The sequence below is a fragment of the Corallococcus sp. AB032C genome, assembly GCF_003668935.1.
In the GTDB taxonomy this organism is placed as follows: Bacteria; Myxococcota; Myxococcia; order Myxococcales; family Myxococcaceae; genus Corallococcus; species Corallococcus exiguus.
This window is the reverse complement of record NZ_RAWP01000137.1, coordinates 1-22237: the sequence shown is the minus strand read 5'-3', so window position 1 is coordinate 22237 and position 22237 is coordinate 1. Positions and strand designations below refer to the sequence as shown.

Below are 22237 nucleotides of genomic sequence, written 5' to 3'. Positions count from 1 at the left end.
CCGGGCAGGAGAGGGCTCGCGGTGTCCACGCTCGGGAGCGGACGGGAAAGGCGGAAGCCACCCGCTGTCGTACGCGAAACCTCGTACGGCCCCACGGCTGGAGACTGAAATGCCGCGCACACGACGGGACAGCGCGGCACCTGATGGCACAGCGCAGCACCTCGGGAGAAAAGTGAAAAACGCGTGATGGGCTTGCGCGGCGTGTTCACTTTCTTTATTGATGCGTGCAACGGGTTGTGCGGCCACCATTCCCCGTCCTCGTCTCTCAGGACAAAGCGGCCCCCCTGTTCTCCCGGTAGCCCCGAAGCGCTGGACAGCGCGGCCCCCTGTCCGAGTTCCGTCCACGGCAGTTCCACAGCAGTCCCACGGATTGCGAGACACCCCTGTGTCTCGCTCGAGGAGCCCTCATGCTGACCAAGCCGAAGCTCGTTCTGGTGGAGAAGCCCAGCCTCACCATCAACGCCGCGCCGGTGACGATTGAGACCAACGAGAGCACGGGTATCAACCAGACGCTCGACGGTTTCATGATTCTGACGCTGCAGAACCTCTCGCCCAGCAAGGCGACGCTGCTCTACTCGTCGGGTGGCAGCACGCCGCAGCAGGTGGACATCGACGGTGGCAACAACGCGCCGCAAATCGTCATCAACAACTGGGGCGCGAACAACCTCACCATCACCAACCTCAGCAGCAAGGACGGCACGCAGGTCGCAGTCGGCCTCTATGGCCTGGGCACTCCCAGCAAGAACCTGCCCGAGAGCGAGCAGATCGAGCTGACGCAGTACCAGTCCGCGGGCCGCAAGACGCCCGTCAGCTTCGCCAACCTCGCCCTGGCGTCCTTCGGCTCGCCGCAGACCACCATCTACTTCGTCTTCTCGGTGGGCAAGCCCGTCGCCTACGCCGTCAACGTGAGCGACCCGTCCTTCTACCCGGGCTACGTCACGGACAGCGGCAACCAGAAGAAGGTCATCAACAACTGGCAGGGCCGGGACCTCTTCGTCATCAACGTGTCCACGCACACGTCGCCGGGCCAGGTTCGCTTCGACCCGATTTGACGCCGTCTCCCCACCGCTGACCCGTTCCGCGCGCACCTGTCGACAGGGGACGTGCACGGGACGGGTCTGCCCGGAGGTTTCCCGTGGCCACCATTCCGCTGACCATCAACGACCCGCCCCTCTCGCTGGACCTGAACGACAGCGCGTTCCTCAACCAGACGCTCGATGGGTTCATGATTCTGACGGTGCAGAACCTGTCGCCGAGCAAGGCGACGGTCTACTACTCGTCGGGTGGCGCTCCGCCCCAGCCCATCGACATCGAGGGTGGCGACAACACGCCGCACATCGTCATCGAGAACTGGAAGGCCAACAACCTCACCATCATCAACACCAGCTCCAACGCCTCCACCCAGGTGAAGGTGGGCATCTACGGGCTCGGCGTGCCGACCACCGAGCTGTACGAGGGCGTCTCCACGCCCCTGGACCAGTACCAGTCCGCGGGGACGAAGACGCTCTCCCAGTTCATGGCGCTGCAGCTGGCCAACCTCGGCTCCAGCCAGCTCGCCCTGTTCTTCGTCTTCTCGGTGGGCAAGCCCGTCGCCTACGCGCTCAACGTCAACGACCCCGGCAACTTCCCGCCCGACTACCAGACGACGTCCGCCAACCAGACGAAGGTCGTCAACAACTGGCTGGGGCGGAACCTCTTCGTCATCAACGTCTCCACGGACACGGGCGTGCGCGAAGTGCGGCTGGACCCCGTGTAGCGCGGGCAACGGGCGCGGCACGGCGGAGCGAGCATGGACTACAGCAACGCATACTTCTTCAACCTCCTCACCTTCCCGCTCGCGCTCCAGCTCAACGGAGGCGCCGAGCACGTGGTGCCTCCGCTGTCGGACGGTGAGCCCTTCACCGCGCGCGCCATCACCTGGCCGCGCACGTTCGAGGCGAGCCAGCCGAAGGACCTCTTCGGCAAGCAGAACGTGCTGAAGCTCGGCCCGCGCGGAGGCACCTCCACGTCCGCCAACCTCATGGTGGACCCGGAGGTGTGGCCGGTGAACCAGCCCGTCCAGGTGTACCTGCTGGCGGACCTGCTGGTCCTGCGGGTGGGCATGGACGGCCAGCGCGTGACGATGCCCTCGGCGCTCGTGGTGCCGTCGGAGGTGTCCGCCACGCGGCGGGCCTTCTTCTTCAACATGACGGGCCAGAGCCTGGGGCTCGTGCTCAACGGCGGGCCCTCCGTGACGGTGCCCGCGATGCCGGTGGCGGAGCCCTTCACCCCGCCCCTGGTGGCCTTCACTCGCGTGGACATCGCGCAGCCTTCCGGCGAGGCCGTGTTCGGCATCACCAACGTCGTCCAGTACGCGCTGGCTGGCGCCACGGCCACTCCGGCGCGGCGCAAGGTGACGCTCCAGGTGAAGACGTCCGACTGGCCCCTGGACAAGGACGTGCAGGTCTACCTGTTCCAGCGCTCCGCGGTGGTGCGGCTGGGAGGCAAGGCCACCTACGCGAACGCCACCGTCGGCTGAGGCGCTCCGCACACCCGCAGGCAGAGGCTCGGCATGCCCTACTACTTCTCCGACAACCAGCAGAACGTGCAGCCGTACGTCTACTTCTCCGACCAGGCCCGCACCCCGCCCTTCGCCTTCGAGGTGCTGCTGCCGCAGGTGTTCCAGAAGTCACCGACGGCGTCCATCACCGTGGGCCCCTTCACACTGGAGGTCAGAGACCCGGCCTCCGCCACGCTGCCGTACAAGGTGGCCTTCGCCTCGGACAGCGACGTGTGGAAGTTCGGCGACGCGCCGCTGCGCACGGACCTGCAGAAGTCGTTCCTCGAGTTCCTCGTCAAGCTGGAGGCCACGGGGCTGGTGCCGGGCGGGCTGGCCACGGTGCGGCTGGCGCTGGCGCAGCGGCTGCCGCTCACCTTCACGGAGACGCTCTTCTACCGCTACGGCTTCGACGGCGCGGCGGGGTACTCGGACCTCCAGCCCGGCATGCGCCTGCGCGCGGACTTCCAGGGCTACCAGCTCGCGGACCCGACGGGCTCCGGCACCAACCAGTACCTGAATGGCTACACGGGCAGCGAGTCCGTGACGTTCGACCTGGTGGGCCTGCCGGACGCGCAGGGCTTCGCCACGGTGGCGCTGAATGCGTTCCTCGGCCGCGTGGGCACCACCACGGTGGCGCCCAACAAGGGTGGCGGCGGCGGCATGGTGGACCTGTGGACGGGCTTCCAGCGCCGCTTCCTGCGCGCGCTGTACCCCACGGCGATGGACTCCGCGGACACGCGCGGCTTCGTGGGCACGCAGAAGAACGTCACCCTGGTGGCCACCGACTCGCTGGCGGACCTGGAGGCCGCGACGAAGAGCTACCGCGACAACAACGGCAACCCCGGGGCCTACGGCGTCTCCGCGTACCTGCGCGGCCGCACGGTGCTGGTGCCGCAGGTCCAGGTCTACGTCCGGGGCGCGCCCACCTATGTGCCGCTGGGCACCACGCTGCGCCACCTGCTGGACGCGTCCACCTTCGTGCCGCCGCTGGCCATGCAGCTGCCCAACCTCAACCACCAGCGCTGGCTCATGGACTACAGCCCGTATTCCGACACGGTGCTCCAGCTCAGCTTCCCGGGCTTCACGCCGGTGAACGTCTGGGGGTCGAACTACCGCGTCTACTGGAATGGCGCGGACGTGCTCGACCTGCCGCTGGCGAAGGGCGACGCGCTCACCTTCTCCATCCCGGACATCCTCTCATGAGCGCCCCCACCTTCCGCGCGGCGCAGGCGGGCTCGCCGCTGTACTTCCTGGAGGGAGGCCCCGCGCTCGGTGACTACCGCATCGGCTATGCCGCCAATGCCGGCGTCACCCCGCCTGAGACGGTGACGCTCGCGGAGACGTGGACGCAGTACGCGGGCGTGTACCTCTTCCTGGGCGCGGCGCCCACGGACGTGTCCGGGTTCCTCGTGAACCTGCGCGCGCTGCTGGCCACGCCGCCGCTGGCCTTCGCGCGGCTGCTGGTGCTGGACGACCCGAACGTGCCGCCCAACCAGTGGCGCTTCGACCGGCTGGGAGTGCGTCCCGTGGGCACGGCCTACGAGACGACCGCGCTCGCGCCCTTTCCCCTGCGCAACCTGTCCCTCTTCGTCGAGGCGGGCCTGCCGTTCCGCCTCAACGACGCTGAGGATGGCTTCGTCATCGACAACGCGGCGAAGAAGGTCTTCTTCACCACCGAGGACGGACAGCAGCGCCTCACGAGCATCGGCGCCACGGTGGACCTGCCCTTCGCGGGCGACACCGCCGGCTGCTTCCGCTTCACGCTGACGCTGGAGCAGACCGCGGACCTGGACGTGCTCGACGCGGGGCTGCGCTTCTTCAGGGACGCGGCGTTCCCCGGGCTGCTCCAGTCGCTGCGCTATCCGCTGTTCGCGGTGGGCTCGGGTGGCCTGCCGCTGGACACGGCCCTGGATCCACTGCACCCGCTGAGCCCCGAGCGCACCTTCTTCGGGCTGCTCCCACCGGGGCAGCAGACGGGCCCGGAGCTGGCGTCGTACTACCGGACGCACCTGGGCCAGCCGGTGACGCTCAAACCCACGAGTGTCACCGGCGCGGTGGCGCCGCGCTTCGTCCTCTCCACGCGCCCGCAGTCCCATCAGCCGCAGGACACGGACCCGTTCTACCTGACGCCGCTCGGCTCCTTCGAGCTGGTGCTCCCGGCATCATCGCTGCCGCGCGCCGAGACGGAGCCGGCGGCGCGGCTGCTGTGCGGCACCGCGGGCGTGGAGTACCTGGGCCTGCCCGCCGCCACGGGTAGCCTGCTGCACTTCTTCCCGGACCAGCCGGCGTACATGCCGCCGGACAACGCCACCGCCGCGATGGCCCAGGCCCGCGCGAACACGCGGCGCTCCGTGCCCCGCCGCCAGCTCGCCGAGGGCCGCGACGCGCCCCTGACGGACGTGGCCACCACGTCTTGGGCCTACGTCACGCCGCCCTCGGGTGGGAGCACGGTGGGCTACTTCGCGCAGCCCGCCGACGCGAGCCTCTTCCAGCCCGACCCGAAGCTGTTCCTCGGCTACATGGAGGTGCCCGGCGGCACGCTGCCGACCACCGTCACGCCGTCCCTCACCCGGCCCCCGACTGGCGCGGCGGCGAGGACGAGAACGCCCTCGTCCACCCGAGGCACGGAGCCCGCCCGCGCCCCGAATGGCGCTACGCCACGCACGGACACAACCTCGCCCTCCCGTGGCGCCGCGGCCCCGCGCAAGGACACGCCCGCGCTCGCCCCGAGCACGCAACCAGCCCGCGCTACGGCAGGCTCGGTTGCGAGCACCGTCACGACCTCGCGCACCCGGGTCCCGACTCGTGCGAGCGAGGAAGTGCTCACGGCCTTCCCTCTCGCGCCCTATGCGGGAGTCCGCACTGAGGACCTGACGCCGTTCCGGCAACTGGAGAACGCCGCCATCAGCCCGGCCCGCCGCGACGCGGTGCTGCGCCTGACACTCTCCTCCCCCACGGCGCGCATAGCCCCCGCGCGAGCCACCGCCGCCCCGGACGACAAGCTGGGCACCACGCCGCAGGGCCTGCTGGCCCGCTTCGACGCCACGCTCCAGCAGTGGAAGGCGCTCACGCTCGCGCAGACGGACGGCGGAGCCCGCCAGCTCCAGTGGACGCAGGTCACCGGCCCGCTGCGTGCCGCGCTCCAGACGAACCAGCTCTTCCTCGTCATCAGCAGCGCGGCCCGCTTCCTGTCCAGCGGCTCCATCACCTACGAGCTGACGCCCACCTCCTTCGCCCGGCTGGGCACCGAGGGCATGGTCCCCCAATCGGTGCTCGACAAGGTGAAGCCGCTGGAGAACCAGCGCTTCGAGGACCTGGCCGGGTACGAGGAAGCCCTGAAGGCCCTGCTCACGGAGGAGGAGTACACGCAGTACCGCGACGCCTTCCTGCGCTTCGGCGCCGCGTCACTGCTGCGCATCCGCGACTGGACCTTCGACCTGTCCCCCTACGAGTGGGACGCGCGCGGCACGCTCGTCCTCTTCAAGTTCTCCGGTGAGAAGCTCAGCACCCTCGCCGCCGACCCCGCGCGCTGGACGGCCGCCGAGGACTTCAACCCGGACGTGGCCGCGACGCGCGAGCGGCTGCTGGCCTTCCTCGCCGACGCCGCCTCGCGGCCGGACCCGGACTTCGCGGCCTTCAACCAGCTGGTCGAGGACCCGAACTGGAACGGCATCCTCTTCCTCGACGTGCGCGTCCCGCTGGCCAGTCTGCCGCCGCAGCTGGTGGGACTGGCGGCCGGCATCGACCCGGCGGAGTTCTCCGCGCACCACGTGGGCATCAACGTCAACCCACTGTCCTCGGACCTGACGACCCCGACCATCCAGGACAGCTCCCTCTTCGGCCTCATCGCCTACGAGAGCCCGGACGCCCTCTTCTTCCAGGACCGCGCCTATGACTACAAGGTCTCCTCGCTGAAGGTGCTGTTCCGCAACTCGCTCATCCAGCGCTTCTCCAGCCAGGTGCTGGTGATGGTGAACCAGCTCTTCGGCGAGCCCGCCACGCTGGTGGGCAGCATCCGCGGCAACAACCTGCTCCTCGACGGCGTCTACCAGCGCCAGGGCGACCAGGACTCGTACGTCTTCCTCCGCCAGGGCGAGGACGTCTTCACGATGACCAGCGGTGTCCTCTACAACATCGAGGTCCGCCAGACGCAGTTCGTCACCGTCAACCCGCCGCGAGACGGCGCCGCCACGGCACCGATTCAAGCCCGCTTCCAGCTCTGGGGCACGCTGCGCTTCAAGGCCCTGGCCGGCTTCGACGCGCTGTCCTTCGGCCCCACGCTGGGCGAGGACGGCGAGCTGCTGGTGGACGGCGGCCTGAGCTTCGCCAACCTGGCGCTGGACCTCACCTTCGACCCGCTGCTGCTGACCAACAAGGTCTTCACCTTCAACGCGGGGGGCATGTCCTTCGACCTGACGCGCAGCCGCGCGCGCGAGCGCAGCCTCTTCCAGCGCTTCCCGCTGACGCTGGCCGGGCTGGTGCAGGCGCGCGAGGGCAGCACGCCGCAGTCGCTGGGCTTCTCCGCCGTGGACGCGCCGCTGGGCCAGTCCGGGGTGAAGTTCCCCTGGTTCGGGCTCCAGTTCCTGCTGGACCTGGGCACACCCGGAGGGCTGGCGGCGCGCGTGGACTTCCGCGCCACGCTGCTGGCCGCGTGGTCTCCCAATGCGCGCGGGCTGAGCTTCTTCCTCGGCCTGTCCCTGCCGGGCATGACGGGCGGCAAGCGTGAAATCACGCTTCAGGGCGCGCTGAAGCTAGCCATCGGCGGCTTCCAGTTCACGGTGTCGCCCGAGTCGGAGTTCATGCTCCGCTTCAACAACATCGCGCTGAAGTTCTTCCTGCTGCGCTTCCCGCCCTCGGGGCAGACCACCGCGTACCTCTTCGGCAACCCCGAGCGGCAGAACTCCGACAAGGCACTGGGCTGGTACGCGGCCTTCGCGAAGCCCGGCTTCGTGCCGCCGCGTCCGCCCGTGCCGCCACCTCCACCGCCCACGCTCCGCCGGCTGGGGCCGGGCGAGGGCACGGAGTGAGCCACCAGCCAGAGACTCCGGGAGCCTCCGCATGCCCACGCTGACCGTCACCTCCTGGAACATCCAGGACTATGGATTCTTCAGGCACCGCACGCGGGGGAACTACGTCCCGCTGCACAACTTCATCGCCCAGGTCATGGCTCAGCAGGGCACGGACATCCTGTTCATCCAGGAGCTGAAGCAGGCGGGGGTCGCCCGCCTTGTGGCCCTGCGTAACGCCGTTGCCGCGGCCATCCCGGCCACCCCCTGGATTGCCGACACCATCAAGGCCGCCTACGCCGCGGGGGCGCCAGCAGGCCTCAACAACACCCTCACCACCGCCGCGAACCTCGGCTGGACCCAGTCCGCCAACCGGGAGGGGTACGGCATCGTCTACCGCAACAACCCCGCCCAGTTCACGATGACCGCCGCCCCCCAGACGGGCGCCGCGGCCGTGGCCAACACGCAGTCCAATGGCACGTTCCCCGCCGGCGCCGGGCCCGCCCACGTGCTCACGCTGGTGGCGGAGGGACGCCCGCCCGCGCCGGTCCCCGCCAGTCCCTGGGCCTACAACGCACCGGTCTTCCCGCTCGCGCCGCCCAACAACTGGGGCAACCTGGACTTTCCCACCGGCGTCAGCCCCAACCTCATCCGCAACTCAGCGAGGCGTCCCGCCTACTGCGTCGTCCTGCTCACTGCCGCAGGAGGGGGGGGCGGCGCGCTGATGACGCTGATGACGCACCACGCGCCCAGCAACAGCTGGACGGACAACGCCCCCGCCGCGAGCACCCAGGTCGCCGGCTTCGCGCGGCAGCTCTACCAGGTGCGTGACCCGGCCGCGGCCTTCGCCTGGGGCAACAGCAACCGGGCGCTGGCCTGCGGAGACTTCAACATCGACGGGAACCCGGCGGCCCTCCCCGTCAACCGGGACCAGAGCTACGACGGCTATCCGGCCACCTTCGCCAACGCTGGCGCGAACATGGCGAACGTCGCCGTGCCGCTGGGTGCCGCCGCCCCGGCCAACGGCACCACCGTGAAGCTCACCGTCTTCATCGGCGGTCCTCCCATCGCCGGGGGCGGCGGGCCGCTCACCTTCCGCGGAGCGGAGTTCGACAACACGTTCTTCCGGGGCATCGGCGCGGATGTCGTCAACCCTCCCCCGCAGGGCGTCATCTACGACCTGGTCACCGCGGTGATGGCGGGTGGCGCGCTCGTGGGAGCGCCCGTCACCGCCTTCGCACCGCTGGTGACCGCCGCCACCGCGGCCGCCGTCGCGGGGCCGGGGGGCGCGCCGGTGACTCCAGCTGGCAACCTCATCTATCCGCAGATCACCAACTGGGCGAACTTCGCGGCCGGCATCTATGGAGCACCCGGCAACCCCGCGGGCACCTTCCCCGACGACAGGTCGGCCGCCGAGTTCGTGAAGCTCTTCATCAGCGACCACCTGCCCATCACCTTCAGCTTCACCTTCCCCTGACCGCTGGCCGCTCATGGCGGCGTGAACGGACGTCCCTCCATGGACCTGAAGCGTCTCCAGCAACTCCTTGCTGACCACACCCAGAACGGCGTGCTGACGCTGCCGCCCGGAGCCCTGGAGTCCGACGACATCCAGGCCCTGCTGGAGCGGTACTACCGAGGCCAGGACCTGGTGCTGCGCATCGACGAGCAGGGCCTCCAGGGCGAGGTCATCCGCATGCTCGGCGCGCTGCCGGAGGGCACCTTTCCCCTGCTGGTGTCGCAGGGCTCGCCCGTACCCGCCACCGCGGACTTCTACCTGGTGGAGGGCAAGGCACAGGTGCTGCTCGACACGCGGCTGCCCACCGGCTACCGCTTCGGGGACAGCTTCCCGGAGGTGGCGCCCACCCTCGTCAACCTCCTGGCGCTGTCTGCGGCCTCGCTGCGCCTGCGCTCGCTCGGGCCGGGCTCCGACGGGCTCGCGCCCGAGATTCCCAAGGGCCTCTCCTTCTCCAGCGGGGCGGCGAAGACGGGGCCCCTGGCGCCGGTGGCCTTCCTGCTGGGCAGCGGCGCGGAGCTGCTCCTGTCCGGCCCCATCACCTTCCAGGACATGAAGGCGGGTGGAACCGCGGCCCTCCTCGACCTGAGCGCGCCCACGTCCGGAGGCGCCATCGTGGGGCCCTTCGGCGTGGACGTCACGCTGCGCGTTCGCACGCGCCTGGACGAGGACAGCAAGTCACCCCTGTCCGTGGTCCCCTTCACCGGCCACGTGCAGCTCGCCACGGTGCTGGAGGCGGACCCGCTGTCCATCCCCCTGGTCATGCCGCTGACGCCCACCGCCGTGGCGCTCTATGCCTTCGAGCTGGAGGGCGGCCCCGTGGAATTGCCCGCCGGCCTGTCCGAGCTGGCCGGGCTGGTGGGCGGCGTGGACCTGGCCGCGCTCATTCCTCCCGGGTTCTCCCTGGGCGACGCCTTCTGGCTCACCCAGCTCACGCTGGGGGTGAGCGCCAACGCGGGCAGCACGCCGACCAACCTCGGCGCCTTCAGCATCGGCGTCCAGCTCGAGACGTCGTGGACCGTCATCCCCGGCGCCATCTCGGTGGAGGGCGTGGGGCTGGACTACCAGTTGCTCCAGCCCTTGCGGCCCACACTGGCCAACATGACGCTGGACGTGACGGGCCTGTTCAACCTCGGCGGCGTGGGCCTGCAGGTGACGCTGGCGCTGCCGGACCTCAACTTCGGCGCCACGCTGGACGAGAACACGCCCATCGAAGCCAACAAGGTGCTTCAGCACTTCCTGGGGCAGGACGTGTCGCTGCCGGAAGGCGTGGACCTCAACGTCTACGTGCTCGACGTCCAGGCCAACCCACGCTCCCAGGAGTACGCCGTCAGCGCGGTGGTGGGGCAGAACGAAATCTGGAGCGTGGACCTGGGCGTCACCACGCTCAAGCTCGAGAGCATCACCCTCCAGGTGGAGTACGCGCCCAACGGGCTGTCCGGGCGCGTGGTGGGCGCGCTGATGCTCTTCGGCAAGGGCTTCGAGGTCGCCGTCGCGAAGCTGCCCCCACCCGCGGGCTGGGAGTTCTCCGCCCGCCTGCAGGCTGGCGAGTCGCTGAGCCTCACCGAGCTCATCTCCACCTTCCTGCCCGACAGCGTGAAGCTCCCGGACGACGTGCCGGACCTCGCGGTGGGCAACATCGCCCTCACCTACGCCACGGTGCCGCCCACCTTCTCGCTGGAGGGCGGGACGGCGGAGCCCTGGGTGCTGGAGCTGGGCGGCAACACCTACGCCTTCAGCGCCTTCGCGCGCTTCCAGCGCAGCAAGCCGTCCACGGGCCCCACCTACGCGGCATCCCTCTCCGGCTCGCTCCAGCTCAACAACCTGCTGCTGGGCGTCTCCTATGACTTCACGCCCACCAACAAGACGCTCACCTTCCGCATGGCGTACCGCAACGCCACGCTCACCGGCGTGCTCACGCGCGGCGTGAGCGTGGACACGGTGCTCAAGGTGAACGTGGGCAACGTGAGCTTCGGTGAGATTCTGGAGTTCCTCATCAACCTCGCCGCGCCCGGCACCGACTTCACGCTGCCCGCGCCGTGGAACGTGCTCAACCGCATCAGCCTCAACGGGCTGTCGCTGGTCATCAACTTCACGAAGCGCGAGGTGGGCGTCCAGTACCCCATCAAGCTCGACCTGGGCTTCATGCGCATCGAGATGCTCACGCTCACGTATCTCACGCGCAACGGCCAGGGCACGGTGGACCTGGGCTTCGTGGGCAGCTTCGGGGACCAGGCGTACCCGCCCGGCCAGCCGCTGCGCTGGGACACCCTCAACCAGCCGCCTCCGGTGGTGCCCGGCCAGGGCGGCTCGTTCTTTGATTTGTACTACCTGGGCATGGGCCAGCGCGTGGCGCTGACGTCCACGCGTGACATCAAGAACGTGCAGCAGGCCATCCTCGCGCTGCAGAACACCGTGCTGCCGGTGAAGGACACTTCGCTCAACCCGGTGGCGCAGATGCCGGGCCTGCGCTTCAGCGCGGACAGCAACTGGCTCTTCGGCGCGCAGTTCCAGTTGATGAACATGCTCACGCTGAGCGTCATCTTCAACGACCCGGACCTGTACGGCCTGCGCATCGGCCTGGACGGGGAGAAGGCGGGCACCTTCGCGGGGCTGGCGTTCGAAATCCTCTACCGGAAGGTGACGGAGGACATTGGCGTCTACCACCTGGAATTGAAGCTGCCGGACGCCATGCGGCAGCTCGAGTTCGGCTCCGTGTCGGTGACGCTGCCGGTGGTGGTCATCGACATCTACACCAACGGCAACTTCCGCCTGGACTTCGGCTTCCCCGTGCGGCGCGACTTCAGCCGCTCGTTCGCCGTGCAGGTGTTCCCCTTCGTGGGCTACGGCGGCTTCTACTTCGCGCTGCTGGACGGCAACACCTCCGAGCGCGTGCCGCGCATCACAAATGGCAACTTCAAGCCCGTCATCGAGTTCGGCCTGGGCCTGTCCATCGGCCTGGGGAAGACGATTGACAAGGGCCCACTGAAGGCCGGCCTCACGCTCACCGTGGAGGCCATCGTCGAGGGCGTGCTGGCCTGGTTCAACCCGGACGACCGGGCCCGGCCGGACGCGCGCTACTTCTTCATCCAGGGCACCGCGGCCATCGTCGGCCGGCTCTATGGCGAGGTGGACTTCGCCATCGTCTCCGCGAGCGTCAACGTCATGGCCTATGCCAGTGCGACGCTCACCATCCAGTCCCACGAGCCCATCGCCATCAAGCTGACGGTGGGCGTGTCGGTGTCGGCCAGCATCAAGATTCTCTTCGTGCGCATCTCCTTCAGCTTCCGGATGAAGCTGGACCTGTCCTTCTCCATCGGCTCGCGCACCACGCCGCCATGGCGGGTGGCCAGCGGCAAGACCCAGCCCGCGGCGCTGCTCGGCGCCCTCCCGCGCCACGCGCCCGAGCCCGCCGCCTTCCGCGCCACGCACGCGCTGAATCACCTGGCCCTGCTGCGCACCCAGGCGGCGCCGGACTGGACGCCCGTCAACGTCTTCGACGGCGCCACGCACCAGCTCCTCTCGTGGCTGCTGCCGTCGCTGACGGTGGCGGGCACCAAGCCGGAGGACACGCAGGTGCAGGTGGTGCTGTCGCTGTTCGCGCCCAACAACATCCGCGAGGGCGCCCACCTGGGCCGCGCGATGCTGGAGGCCGCGAGCCCCGACGGGCAGACGCCCTTCAACCTGCTGCTGGAGGCGCTGCTGGCCTGGGGCCTCCACGCCGTGCTGGGCCGGCTGGACGGAGACGTCACCGCCGCGCAGCTCCAGGACCTGCTCACGGAGCTGGGCCGGCCGGAGACGGCGAACACCGCGTTCGGCTACGAGAACCTGAGCGGGTTCCTGGGGCTCAACTTCGTCTTCTGGCTGAGCGCGCAGGACGCACAGGGAGGCACGGGCGAGCGCAACGCCACCGCGCTGCCACTGATGCCGGCCCTGTCCTTCTCCACCTCCACCGGCGTGACGCGGGACCTCGGCCTCTTCAACCCCGTGGGTGAGGCGTACGTGCAGCGCCTGCACGAGTACCTCCGGCAGACGCAGGTGGACGTGGAGTCGGACGTGGCGCCGGACCCGCTGGCCGGCACCGACGCCTTGGGACGCAAGGCGCTGAAGTCCTTCCGCGCCTCGGGAGTCGGGGGCACCGAGTCCTACGCCACCGTCATCTTCCGCGACGCCTTCCAGCTCCTGGCGAAGTCCGCCGTCCAGTGCGCGCAGTCGCTGCTGGAGCGCTACCCCTACGACTTCCAGGGCACGAACACGCTCGGCGGCGTGGCCACGCGGTATGGCCTCACACCGGGAGAGGTCGCCCGCGCCAATCCGGACGTGGGCGTCAACCCGAGCGCGGACGTGTCCCTGTCCGGCCTCACCTGGCAGGCCCGCGACGGGCAGACGCTCCAGGGGATTGCCGACCAGTTCGACCTGGGAGGCACGGCCGTGCTGGTGGAGCAGGCGGACAACCTCATCTCCACGTCGCTGCTGCGCACGGGCGCCACGCTGGCCGTCTTCAACCAGGAGCAGGACGGCAGCCGCTCCATCGCCTACACCAGCCAGCAGGGCGACAGCCTCGCCTTCATCGCGGCCTTCTTCCTGCTGCGCAACACGCCGGAGCCGGGCGCGCTGCTCCAATACCTGGACTGGTACCAGCAGACGCTTGCCGGCCTCAACACGGGCGTGGACTTCGCGCCGCCGCTACCCGCGGGCACGAGCCTCGTCGTCCCCGTGGGCCACGTGACGGACCAGGGCATCGCACCGAAGGAGGAGACGCTCAAGTACGTCTCGCGCAAGGCGGACACGGTGGTGACGATTGCCGCCGCGTTCGACGCCGTGCAGGTGGAGCCCGGCGTCCTGACGGCCTTCGAGAAGCAGCTCCAGGACCTCAACCCGGGCGTGGACTGGCCCAACCTCCAGCCCGGCACCGCGCTGCGCATCCCCGCGCTGGAGCGCACGGTGCAGGCCACCGACAGCTTCGAGCGCCTGGGCAACCTGTTCGGCCTCACCCCCGCCCAGGTGGGCAGCGCCAACACCAGCGACACGCGCGTGCTCGCGCCGCTGGGCCTGTGGCACCTGCCGACCGTCACGCTGGACCTGGAGGGAGGCCCCAGCCTCCAGGAGCTGGCAGCGCGAGTGGACCTCACCCTGGAGACGCTGGCGGACCGGCTTGCCGGCGTGCCAGGCCTCTTCCCCTCGGGCACGCGCCTCACGCTGGCGGACCTCCCCTCGTTCGGGGTGAAGGCACTGCTGGAGCAGGTGCGCACGAGCGGAGAGAGCAACAACGCCGCCGCCCAGGTGTCGCGCTTCCTGCTGCACGGCCTGCGCCCGCTGTCCCCCGACGCGGAGTCCCTCTTCCGCCTCTCCCTTCAGGCCATCCGCGAGGGCGACGCCGCCGACAGCGACACCCAGGCCCTCTACGCCCTCACCGGCCAGCAGTTCGCCGCGCCGGCCGCGCCCACCGACGGGCTGGACGTCACCCTCACCAACAGCGGCGGCGCGAGCTGGCTGCGCTTCGCCACGCTGTACACCACCGTGGACGGAGACACGTTGGCGGGCCTCGCCTCGCGCTACGGCGTCGCCGAGGCGGTGCTCGTCGAGCTGAACCCGGACGTGGTGTGGAGCCCGCTCGCGACGGGCACGGTGCTGAACGTGCCCGGAGACTCGAAGCTGGTCGTCTCGCTGACGGCGCAGCAGCTCCAGGACAACGCCCCGAGCAAGACCTTCTCCCCTCAGCTCGAGGAGAACCCCACCGCGCTGCCGGTGCGCCAGGACGTGCCCGTCCAGTACGCGCTCACCACCGGGCTGGTGTGGCAGGCCGCCAGCCCGCCGCCCTTCGCCGGCACCGCGCCCGAGCAGCAGGCGGGCCAGCCGGGCCTCTGGTACTTCCCGGACAACCTGCTCGCCCACGCGCAGGCCACCGAGGGCGGCACGGCCGTCCCCTACCAGCTCATGGTGGGCGTGGAGCAGACGGGCGCGCCCATGAAGCCGCGCGAGGTGTCCGGCTACGACTGGGCCTGCGCCGTCGAGGTGTCCCTGCGCCGCATCCCCTCGGACACCGGCGAGGGCTTCCTGCCCAACAGCTACCTCATGCTCGGCACGGACGAGGGAGGCCGCGAGCTGCTGCTGTCCGCCTGGCAGTTCCTGGACCCGGCGAAGCAGCCGGACGGCGCGGACCTCTTCCTCCTCTACGCGCCCTCGCCCGGCTCGCCGCAGGGACTGGCCTCGGACGCGGTGGATGGCGGCCTCACCTCCATGCTGAAGACGAACCTCAGCACGGTGACGCACAGCGGGCCGCAGGCTCGGGCGCCCCTGGCCGCCACCGCCGTGCCGGAGAACGGCGACTACTTCGCCAACCTGCTGGCCGCGCGCGACTTCATCCGCCTCGTCTGGGAAATCAGCGCGGTGGGCACCGGCGGCTTCTACCTCAACTACTACACCGCCGAGGGCACGGGCCTGCCCGACAACCTCTTCACCGAGGGCAACCTGGCCACGCTGCTGTTCGTCGTGGTGCCCAGGGCGCAGTCGCGCTCCGCCTCGCCGGACCGGAAGCTGTACCCGTTCAACAACTGCGCGCTGCTCGATGAGAACATCGACCTGTCGCGGATGATGCTGTTCGCGCAGGCGGCGGACCAGTCGGAGACGGCGGCGTCGGCGACGATGCCCGCGGGCGCGGTGGGCTTCAAGGCGAAGCGCCGCAACCCGGAGCAGGAGACGCCCTCGCCCGAGCAGCGCACGCGCAGCCTCTACAGCCTGCTGTCCTTCAATGCGACGGAGAATGCCTTCTTCCGCAAGGGCAACCAGGGCCTGCCACCGGGCCCGGTGGAGGAGGACCCCGAGCAGACCGCCGGCCTGCCCGTGCCCTCGTTCGCCAACACGGACCCCGCCTTCTGGCAGTTCCAGCAGGTGCTGCCCGCCTGGAGGCTGGGCCTCACCAACCCCGTGCCCGAGGCGCCCGCGCTGCCAGCCCGGAAGGACAACCCGTACGCGGGCATCCGCTACGACGCGGCGACGCAGACGCTGTCGAAGCTGGAGCTGACGTTCGACTTCCAGGACGTGTACGGCAACCGGGTGCCGCCCGACGTGGCCATTCCGGACCTGCCGCTCACGGTGGGCTACACGGACCGCATCGTCGGCCTGTCCTCGTGGCCGGGCGTCACCGCCACCTACCTCTTCACCAAGGGCACGGGCAGCAACCCCACGCTGGAGGTGTCGGCCGAGCTGGACCTGCTCAAGTATGTGACCTTCCCTGGCAGCGGCCTCGTCAACGCCGTGCTCAGCGCCAGCACGCATGCCACGCGCTTCAAGCAGGCGTACTACCAGGTGTTCTCCGACGACGTGGGCTTCCGGCTGCGCACGTCGGTAGACCAGGGCTCGCTGCCGGTGGGGAGCGCGGGCTACCCGGTGGACCGCACGCACCTGCGCCACTTCATCGGGGCGGGCTACGTCTTCCTCTCCACCGCCATGTGGCAGCAGGCGTACGAGCACGCCACGGCGCAGGGCGAGGACCTCGCGGACCTCCTGGAGCGCTTCGCCACGGACGCCGCCGCGCTGGGCGACCTCAACGCGCAGTCCCAGGCGTCGGCCCTCTTCCAGGGCGCGGTCGTCATTCCGCACTTCCAGGTGGTGCCCGCGAGCTTCACGCTGAAGCAGCTCGCGGACGCCTCCGGCCTGGACGCCACCCGACTGGCCGAGCTCAACGCGGACGCGCCGCTCCAGGCCGGCACGGACGTCTCGACGAAGGCGCGCACGCACACGGTGGAGCGCGACGACGCCACCCTGGCGCAGCTCGCCACCACGCTGGAGGCCAACGCCGGCCGCATCGCCACGGCCAACGCGCCGGACACGACCATCCTGGCCGCGGACAAGCCCTTCACCTTCCAGGGGACCACGCTCCTCACCGTGCAGGGTGAGTCCCTGGACGCGCTGGTGCTCCGCTTCCAGGCGCTGAACCTGGAGCCCACGGTGGCGCAGCTCGCCGTGGCCAATCAGGACCTGCCCGGCATGTTCCTGAAGGACGCCGTGCTGAAGGTGGACGACCACGTGGTTCAGGCGGGCGAGACGCTCGCGAAGCTCGCCGCGAAGGACGGCTTCGGCACGGTGGCGGAGCTGGCCGCGCTCAACACCCTGGCGCCGCCGGACCTCTTCGTCACCGGCACCCCGCTGCGGCTGGAGGGCTCCTCCGTGGCGCCGGGAGCGGCCGACACGCTCGCCGCGCTGGCGGCGCTCAATGGCATCACCCTGGCGCAGCTCGTGGAGGCCAACGCGCAGACGTCGCTCCGCGAGGGCGCGGGCGTGCTCATCCCGGACCAGGTCATCTGGAATCCCGCTCGCGAGGCGACGCTCTTCGTGCCCTTCCAGGCACCGGAGGGCGTGTCCCTGGACGTGGTGGCGGGCCGCTTCGGAGTCACCGCGCTGGCCTTCGCCGAGCCCAACCGCGCCCTCGCCGTCTTCGCCGCGGACAAGTCCATCACCGTCGGAGGCCAGACGGTGAAGACCTCCGCGGGCGACTCGATGGACGACGTGCTGGCCGCGTTCAAGGCCGTGGGCGTGGACGCCACGCTGGAGCAGCTCGTGAGCGCCATCTCCGCGACGGAAGGAATGTTCGTTCCGGATGCTCTCTTCACCGGCCCGCTGGCGCGAGGCAGTGACGCGAGCCTGGACACGCTGGCCTCGGACTACAACGTGGACCGCGACGCACTGGTCCAGGTCAACCGTGCGCTGCGGGGCTTCGTGCGCACCGGCGCCACGGTGCACATCGCGGACGCGAAGGGAACGGAGCACTCGCTCACGGTGACGGCGGACGACACGTTCAACACGCTGGTCGTGCGCTTCCTGCGCGACTTCGGCGTGGAGACGACGGTGCCGGCGCTGGCCGAGGCCAACAAGGACACCGCGAAGCTGGTGAGCGCGGATGCGCGCTTCCTGCTACCGCCCCGGCCCGCACGCTTCTCCGCAGAGAACGTCACGCCGGACTACCCGTCCACCCTCTTCGCGGTGACGGTGGTGCTGGAGGAGTCCCGCGAGGCGGCGCGCGTGGACCCTGCCTTCGCGGGAGTGCCCGGAGTGGCGGTGGACTCGAGCCCCATCGCTCCGCGCACCCTGCCCAACGTGGACGAGGACCTGGCGCTGACCGCGTTCGCAAGCGCCTTCGAGGACGCCTTCCCGCCGACTCTCAAGGTGGCCACCGGCAACCGCCCCGCCGCAGCGCTGGAGGGCACGCCGAGGCCGACCACCGTGTGGGCGGTCAGGTTCGACGCGGCGGGCATCTCGCGCTTCACGGTGGAGCGCGAGAAGCCGGAGTTCTACGCCCTGGCGCCGCTGTCCACGGAGCTGGTGTCCCGCCCGCGCGTGAGCATCCAGAAGTACGAGTCCGGCAAGGGGCTGGTGAACCAGTACGAGGAGCAGGACTTCCAGGCGGTGGACCTGGACGCGTGGATGCAGCAGTTCCTGTCCGCGTCGGACGTCTTCCTCTCGGCGCCCTTCGCGGTGCCCGCGTGGTTCCTCGAGCCCGGCCACGATTCCTTCGAGAAGGCAGTGAAGGCCAAGGGCGACGTGGCGACGCTGCTCGCCGGCCACGTGGGCGCGGTGGTGGAGGGCACCGGAGGCAGCCAGGCCCAGGCCGCCGAGGCGCTGCGGCAGCAGGTCCTGGTGCGCCTCTCCAGCGCGTACGAGGTCAGCTCCATCATCCAGTACCCGGTCGACGTGGGCTCGCCCTACACCGACGCGGCCACCGCCCCGCGCCTGTCCGGTAAGCCCACGCTGGACCTGCACCTCACCACCACCACGGAGACGCTCGTCACCCTGGCGGCGGAGTACGAGGTGAGCCGGCTCGCCGTCACGCAGATGCTGGCGGAGGCGCCCGACCTGCTGAACACGGGCACCACCGTGAACTTCGGTGGGCAGAGCCACGTCCTGCTCCCCGGTGACACGCTGAGCAGTCTGGCCGTGACGTTCGGCACCACCCTGGAGGGACTCGCGTACGGGCTGTCGGTGCCCGAGGGAGACGCGCTGTTCAAGCCGGGAGCCACCCTCAACCTGGTCAGCGCGGCCCGCGTGGTGGTGGCGGGGGAGACGTTCGACGGGCTGGCCGGCTTCTTCAACGCCACCGTCGAGCGCGTGGCCGACAACAATCGGGACCTGCCGGACCTGCTGGCGACGGATGCCGTCGTCCACTTCGAGGGCGAGAGCGTGACGGTGAAGGCCGGCCAGACGCTGGCGGACGTGGCGGCGGAGTTCTCCAGCAAGCCCACGCCCGCGCAGCTCGCGGCGTCGACGGGCGTGCGCGGGGACCCGAAGCTGCTGAATGCGGGGAGGGTGGCGCGGTTGTTGTCCGCGCTGCCGGACGCCACGCTGAGCACGGCCAAGGTGGCACTCACGGACGGTGGGGCCTTCGCCAACTTCCTGCTCACGGTGAAGTCGCCGGCGGACACGCGCCGTCTCTTCCTGGACCTGGACTACGTGCTCAACGAGCTGGAGCACGAGGTGGGGCAGCAGGGAGGCATCGAGGGCTACCAGTCCTCGTCGTGGCTGACCTTCGTGCTGCCGCTGGGGGAGGAGGGTCGCGAGCCCGCCGGAGTGGACACGCAGATCGGGCAGGTGGTGGTGCCCATCCCGCTGCGGGCCTATCCCACGCCGCCGTCGCTGAAGGGCCAGGCCGCCACCGTGAGCTTCCCGGAGGCGTCGAAGCTGGAGGAGACGACGCGGTGGGACTACACCTTCGACTTCGAGAGCCAGACGTCCGACCAGGACGAGCTGCGCGTCGAGGTCATCTTCAACGAGGCACCCACGCAGGGAGCCCAGCCGAAGGCCTTCACGGAGGACCTGTTCCAGGCCCTGGCGCAGTTCATCAGCGTCTATCCGCAGGTGAAGGAAGACCTGGCGAGGCTGCTGACGCTGACGCCGGGTGAGGAGGACCCGAAGGCACTCGGGGCGGTGCAAGCGATGGCGGAGCTGATGGCGGGAGTGGGCGGCGGCGCGGCGCTGAGCGCGAAGGAGTCGCTGGACACGCCCGAGCTGCTGCGCTTCGTGTACCGGGTCCGCGACACGAGGACGGGCAGCATCCCGCCGGAGCTGGACACGCTGACGCTGGAGGCGCTGGAGGTCCCGGAGGGTTACGAAGGTACGTGGCCGGAGCTGTCGGTGGCGGTGGACGGCGTCGCGTTCGTGAAGCTGGAGCTGACGGCGTCAGACGCGCAGGAGGCGGTCTACCGCTACCCGGCGGGAATCCTGGCGGGGCGGCCGCTGACGTTGCGGTTCGGGTACGTGAAGCGGAGCCTGGGCACGGTGGAGAACGGCACGGCGGGAGTGTCGCTGCGCCGCAACGACGACCTGCTGGTGGACCGGGCCACGCAGTCCGACTTCATCTACCAGACACCGGAGGCCCGCTTCTCCAACCGGGCGGTACCGCTCAACGCGTTCACTTCGGCTTTCAACATCAACCTGGCTTCGGACCTGGAGAAGTCGCTGGATGCGCTCTACGCGCTGCTGCTGGAAGGAGGCGGCGAGGGCCGCACGGTGAAGACGGCCTGCTACTACGGCTACCAGCTCGCGGAGCCGACGGTGGGCACGAGCACGGCGCTGCGGGCCCAATCCAACACGCGGGCAGGCAGGCTGCTTGCGGAGACGGACACCTGGCTCGTGAGCCTGCTGCCGGTCTTCCTACGGCCGAACGCGCCGTTCACGAGCACCTACGTGAAGGAGCTGGTGGAGGCCATCGCGGAGTGGCGCAAGAACAACCCGGCATCCGAGCAGGGAGGCATGTTCGTCTTCGAAGTGTCCGTCTTCTCCGCGCTCGACCCGGAGGCGCAGCAGCCACTGCTCCAGCTCACGCGACTGGTCTACCTGGGGCTGGAGTGAGCCGGGCGCGGGAGTGTCTCCCGCACAACCTCGAGCGAAGGAACCGGTGAGCTTGCCCCGGCTCCGTGGCTCTCCCGCACTTAATGTGATCCGCGAGCAAGGAAGCAGGTGGTGTCAACAGGAGGCTATCGAGGCGAGTACTCCTGGGAATGAGAGAGTTGTACTCGACTCCCGGCTGTCGGGTGGAGCGCGTGACACGTCGCAGTTCAGCGGACGCTGTCGTCGTGGTACGCCCAGAGGGTAAAAGCGCGCGATGCCCTTCCTGCAAGGTGCTTAGCAACACGCCGCACAGCACCTACGTCCGGCGCCCGGCCGACCTGCCTTCTGCTGGGTGCGCTGTTCAGCTTCATCTGCATGTGCGCCGTTTCTCCTGTCGAAACAGGACGTGCACGCGCCGCACCTTCGCGGAGCACCTGCCTCGTCTGCTCGCCCCCCGTGCCCGGCGCACGCATCGGCTCGCCACGGCGCAGCGCGCGGTGGGCATGACGGCGGGAGCAGAAGCCGGGGCCAGGCTTCTCACGCCACTCGCCATGTCGACGAGTCCCGACACGCTGCCCCGGTTGATGCACAGCGCTCCCCTCCCTCCGCAGACACAGCCGCGGGTCCTTGGAGTAGATGACTGGGCCCTGCGAAAAGGCCGCACCTACGGCACCATCCTCGTCGACTTGGAGGCACACAGCGTCGTCGACCTATTGCCTGACCGCTCGGCACCGACTGTCGCTGCATGGCTGCGCGAGCACCCAGGCGTCGAACTCATCGCCAGAGATCGTTCCACCGAGTACGCACGTGCGGCAACTCTCGGTGCGCCCGGCGCCCAGCAGGTCGCGGACCGCTGGCACCTGCTACTCAATGGGCGGCAGATGGTGGAGCGCTGGCTGACTGGCAATCACTCGCGCCTGCGGGCCCTGCCCGAAGTGGCGAGCGTGGATGACTCTCCCGTGCGTCGTCACGCCAGTTTCCCGCGCACGCGTGCTGAATCGCGCGCCGGTGAGGATAGCAGGGCGCGCCGAGTCGCCTCCTACGAGGCGGTGCGACGCCTGCACTTGGATGGAGAGCCCCTGCTGAGAATCAGCCGCACCCTCGGACTGGCGCGAGCAACGGTGCGCAAGTACGCCCATGCGGAAACCTTTCCAGAACGTGCGGTTCGACTCCCCGGTCCAAGTATCCTCGACCCCTTCGTGGCGTACCTCGCACAGAGGCAGTCCGCCGGCTGCGAGAATGCGCTCGCGCTCTGGCGTGAGATTCGCGTCAAGGGCTTTGGCGGCACCTCGCGGCAGGTCCATCGCTGGCTCCAGACGCGGCGTACGGCACCGGCGCGCTCGACGCCCCGCACAC

The 22237-nt window shown here is 69.8% G+C and carries 8 protein-coding genes; all 8 read left to right on the top strand.

What is annotated here, in order from left to right:
* Positions 1 to 407: 407 nt before the first annotated feature.
* Positions 408 to 1052 (top strand): hypothetical protein, encoded by a 645-nt coding sequence (locus D7X99_RS37040; RefSeq protein WP_121781877.1) that lies wholly within the window; start codon positions 408 to 410, stop codon positions 1050 to 1052.
* A gap of 83 nt (positions 1053 to 1135) precedes the next feature.
* The gene (locus tag D7X99_RS37035; protein ID WP_121781876.1) at positions 1136 to 1756 is read left to right on the top strand and encodes a hypothetical protein; all 621 of its coding nucleotides are present in this window, start codon (positions 1136 to 1138) and stop codon (positions 1754 to 1756) included.
* Positions 1757 to 1789: 33 nt separating this feature from the next.
* Positions 1790 to 2518, top strand: coding sequence for a hypothetical protein (locus D7X99_RS37030; RefSeq protein WP_121781875.1), 729 nt, complete (start codon positions 1790 to 1792; stop codon positions 2516 to 2518).
* Positions 2519 to 2551: 33 nt separating this feature from the next.
* Positions 2552 to 3742 (top strand): hypothetical protein, encoded by a 1191-nt coding sequence (locus D7X99_RS37025; RefSeq protein ID WP_121781874.1) that lies wholly within the window; start codon positions 2552 to 2554, stop codon positions 3740 to 3742.
* Positions 3739 to 7566, top strand: a complete 3828-nt coding sequence (locus D7X99_RS37020) for a hypothetical protein (protein WP_121781873.1) — start codon at positions 3739 to 3741, stop codon at positions 7564 to 7566. The genes D7X99_RS37025 and D7X99_RS37020 overlap by 4 nt, the downstream gene beginning before the upstream one ends.
* A 31-nt stretch (positions 7567 to 7597) precedes the next feature.
* A complete protein-coding gene (locus tag D7X99_RS37015) occupies positions 7598 to 9022 on the top strand; it encodes a hypothetical protein (RefSeq protein WP_121781872.1) in 1425 nt (474 codons plus the stop codon).
* A 39-nt stretch (positions 9023 to 9061) separates the two neighbouring features.
* On the top strand, positions 9062 to 20902 hold the full coding sequence (locus tag D7X99_RS37010) for a LysM peptidoglycan-binding domain-containing protein (RefSeq protein WP_121781871.1): 11841 nt from the start codon (positions 9062 to 9064) through the stop codon (positions 20900 to 20902).
* 149 nt (positions 20903 to 21051) lie between these two features.
* Positions 21052 to 22237 (top strand): ISL3 family transposase (locus D7X99_RS37005; protein WP_121781878.1); only part of this gene is annotated, 1186 nt, incomplete at its 3' end.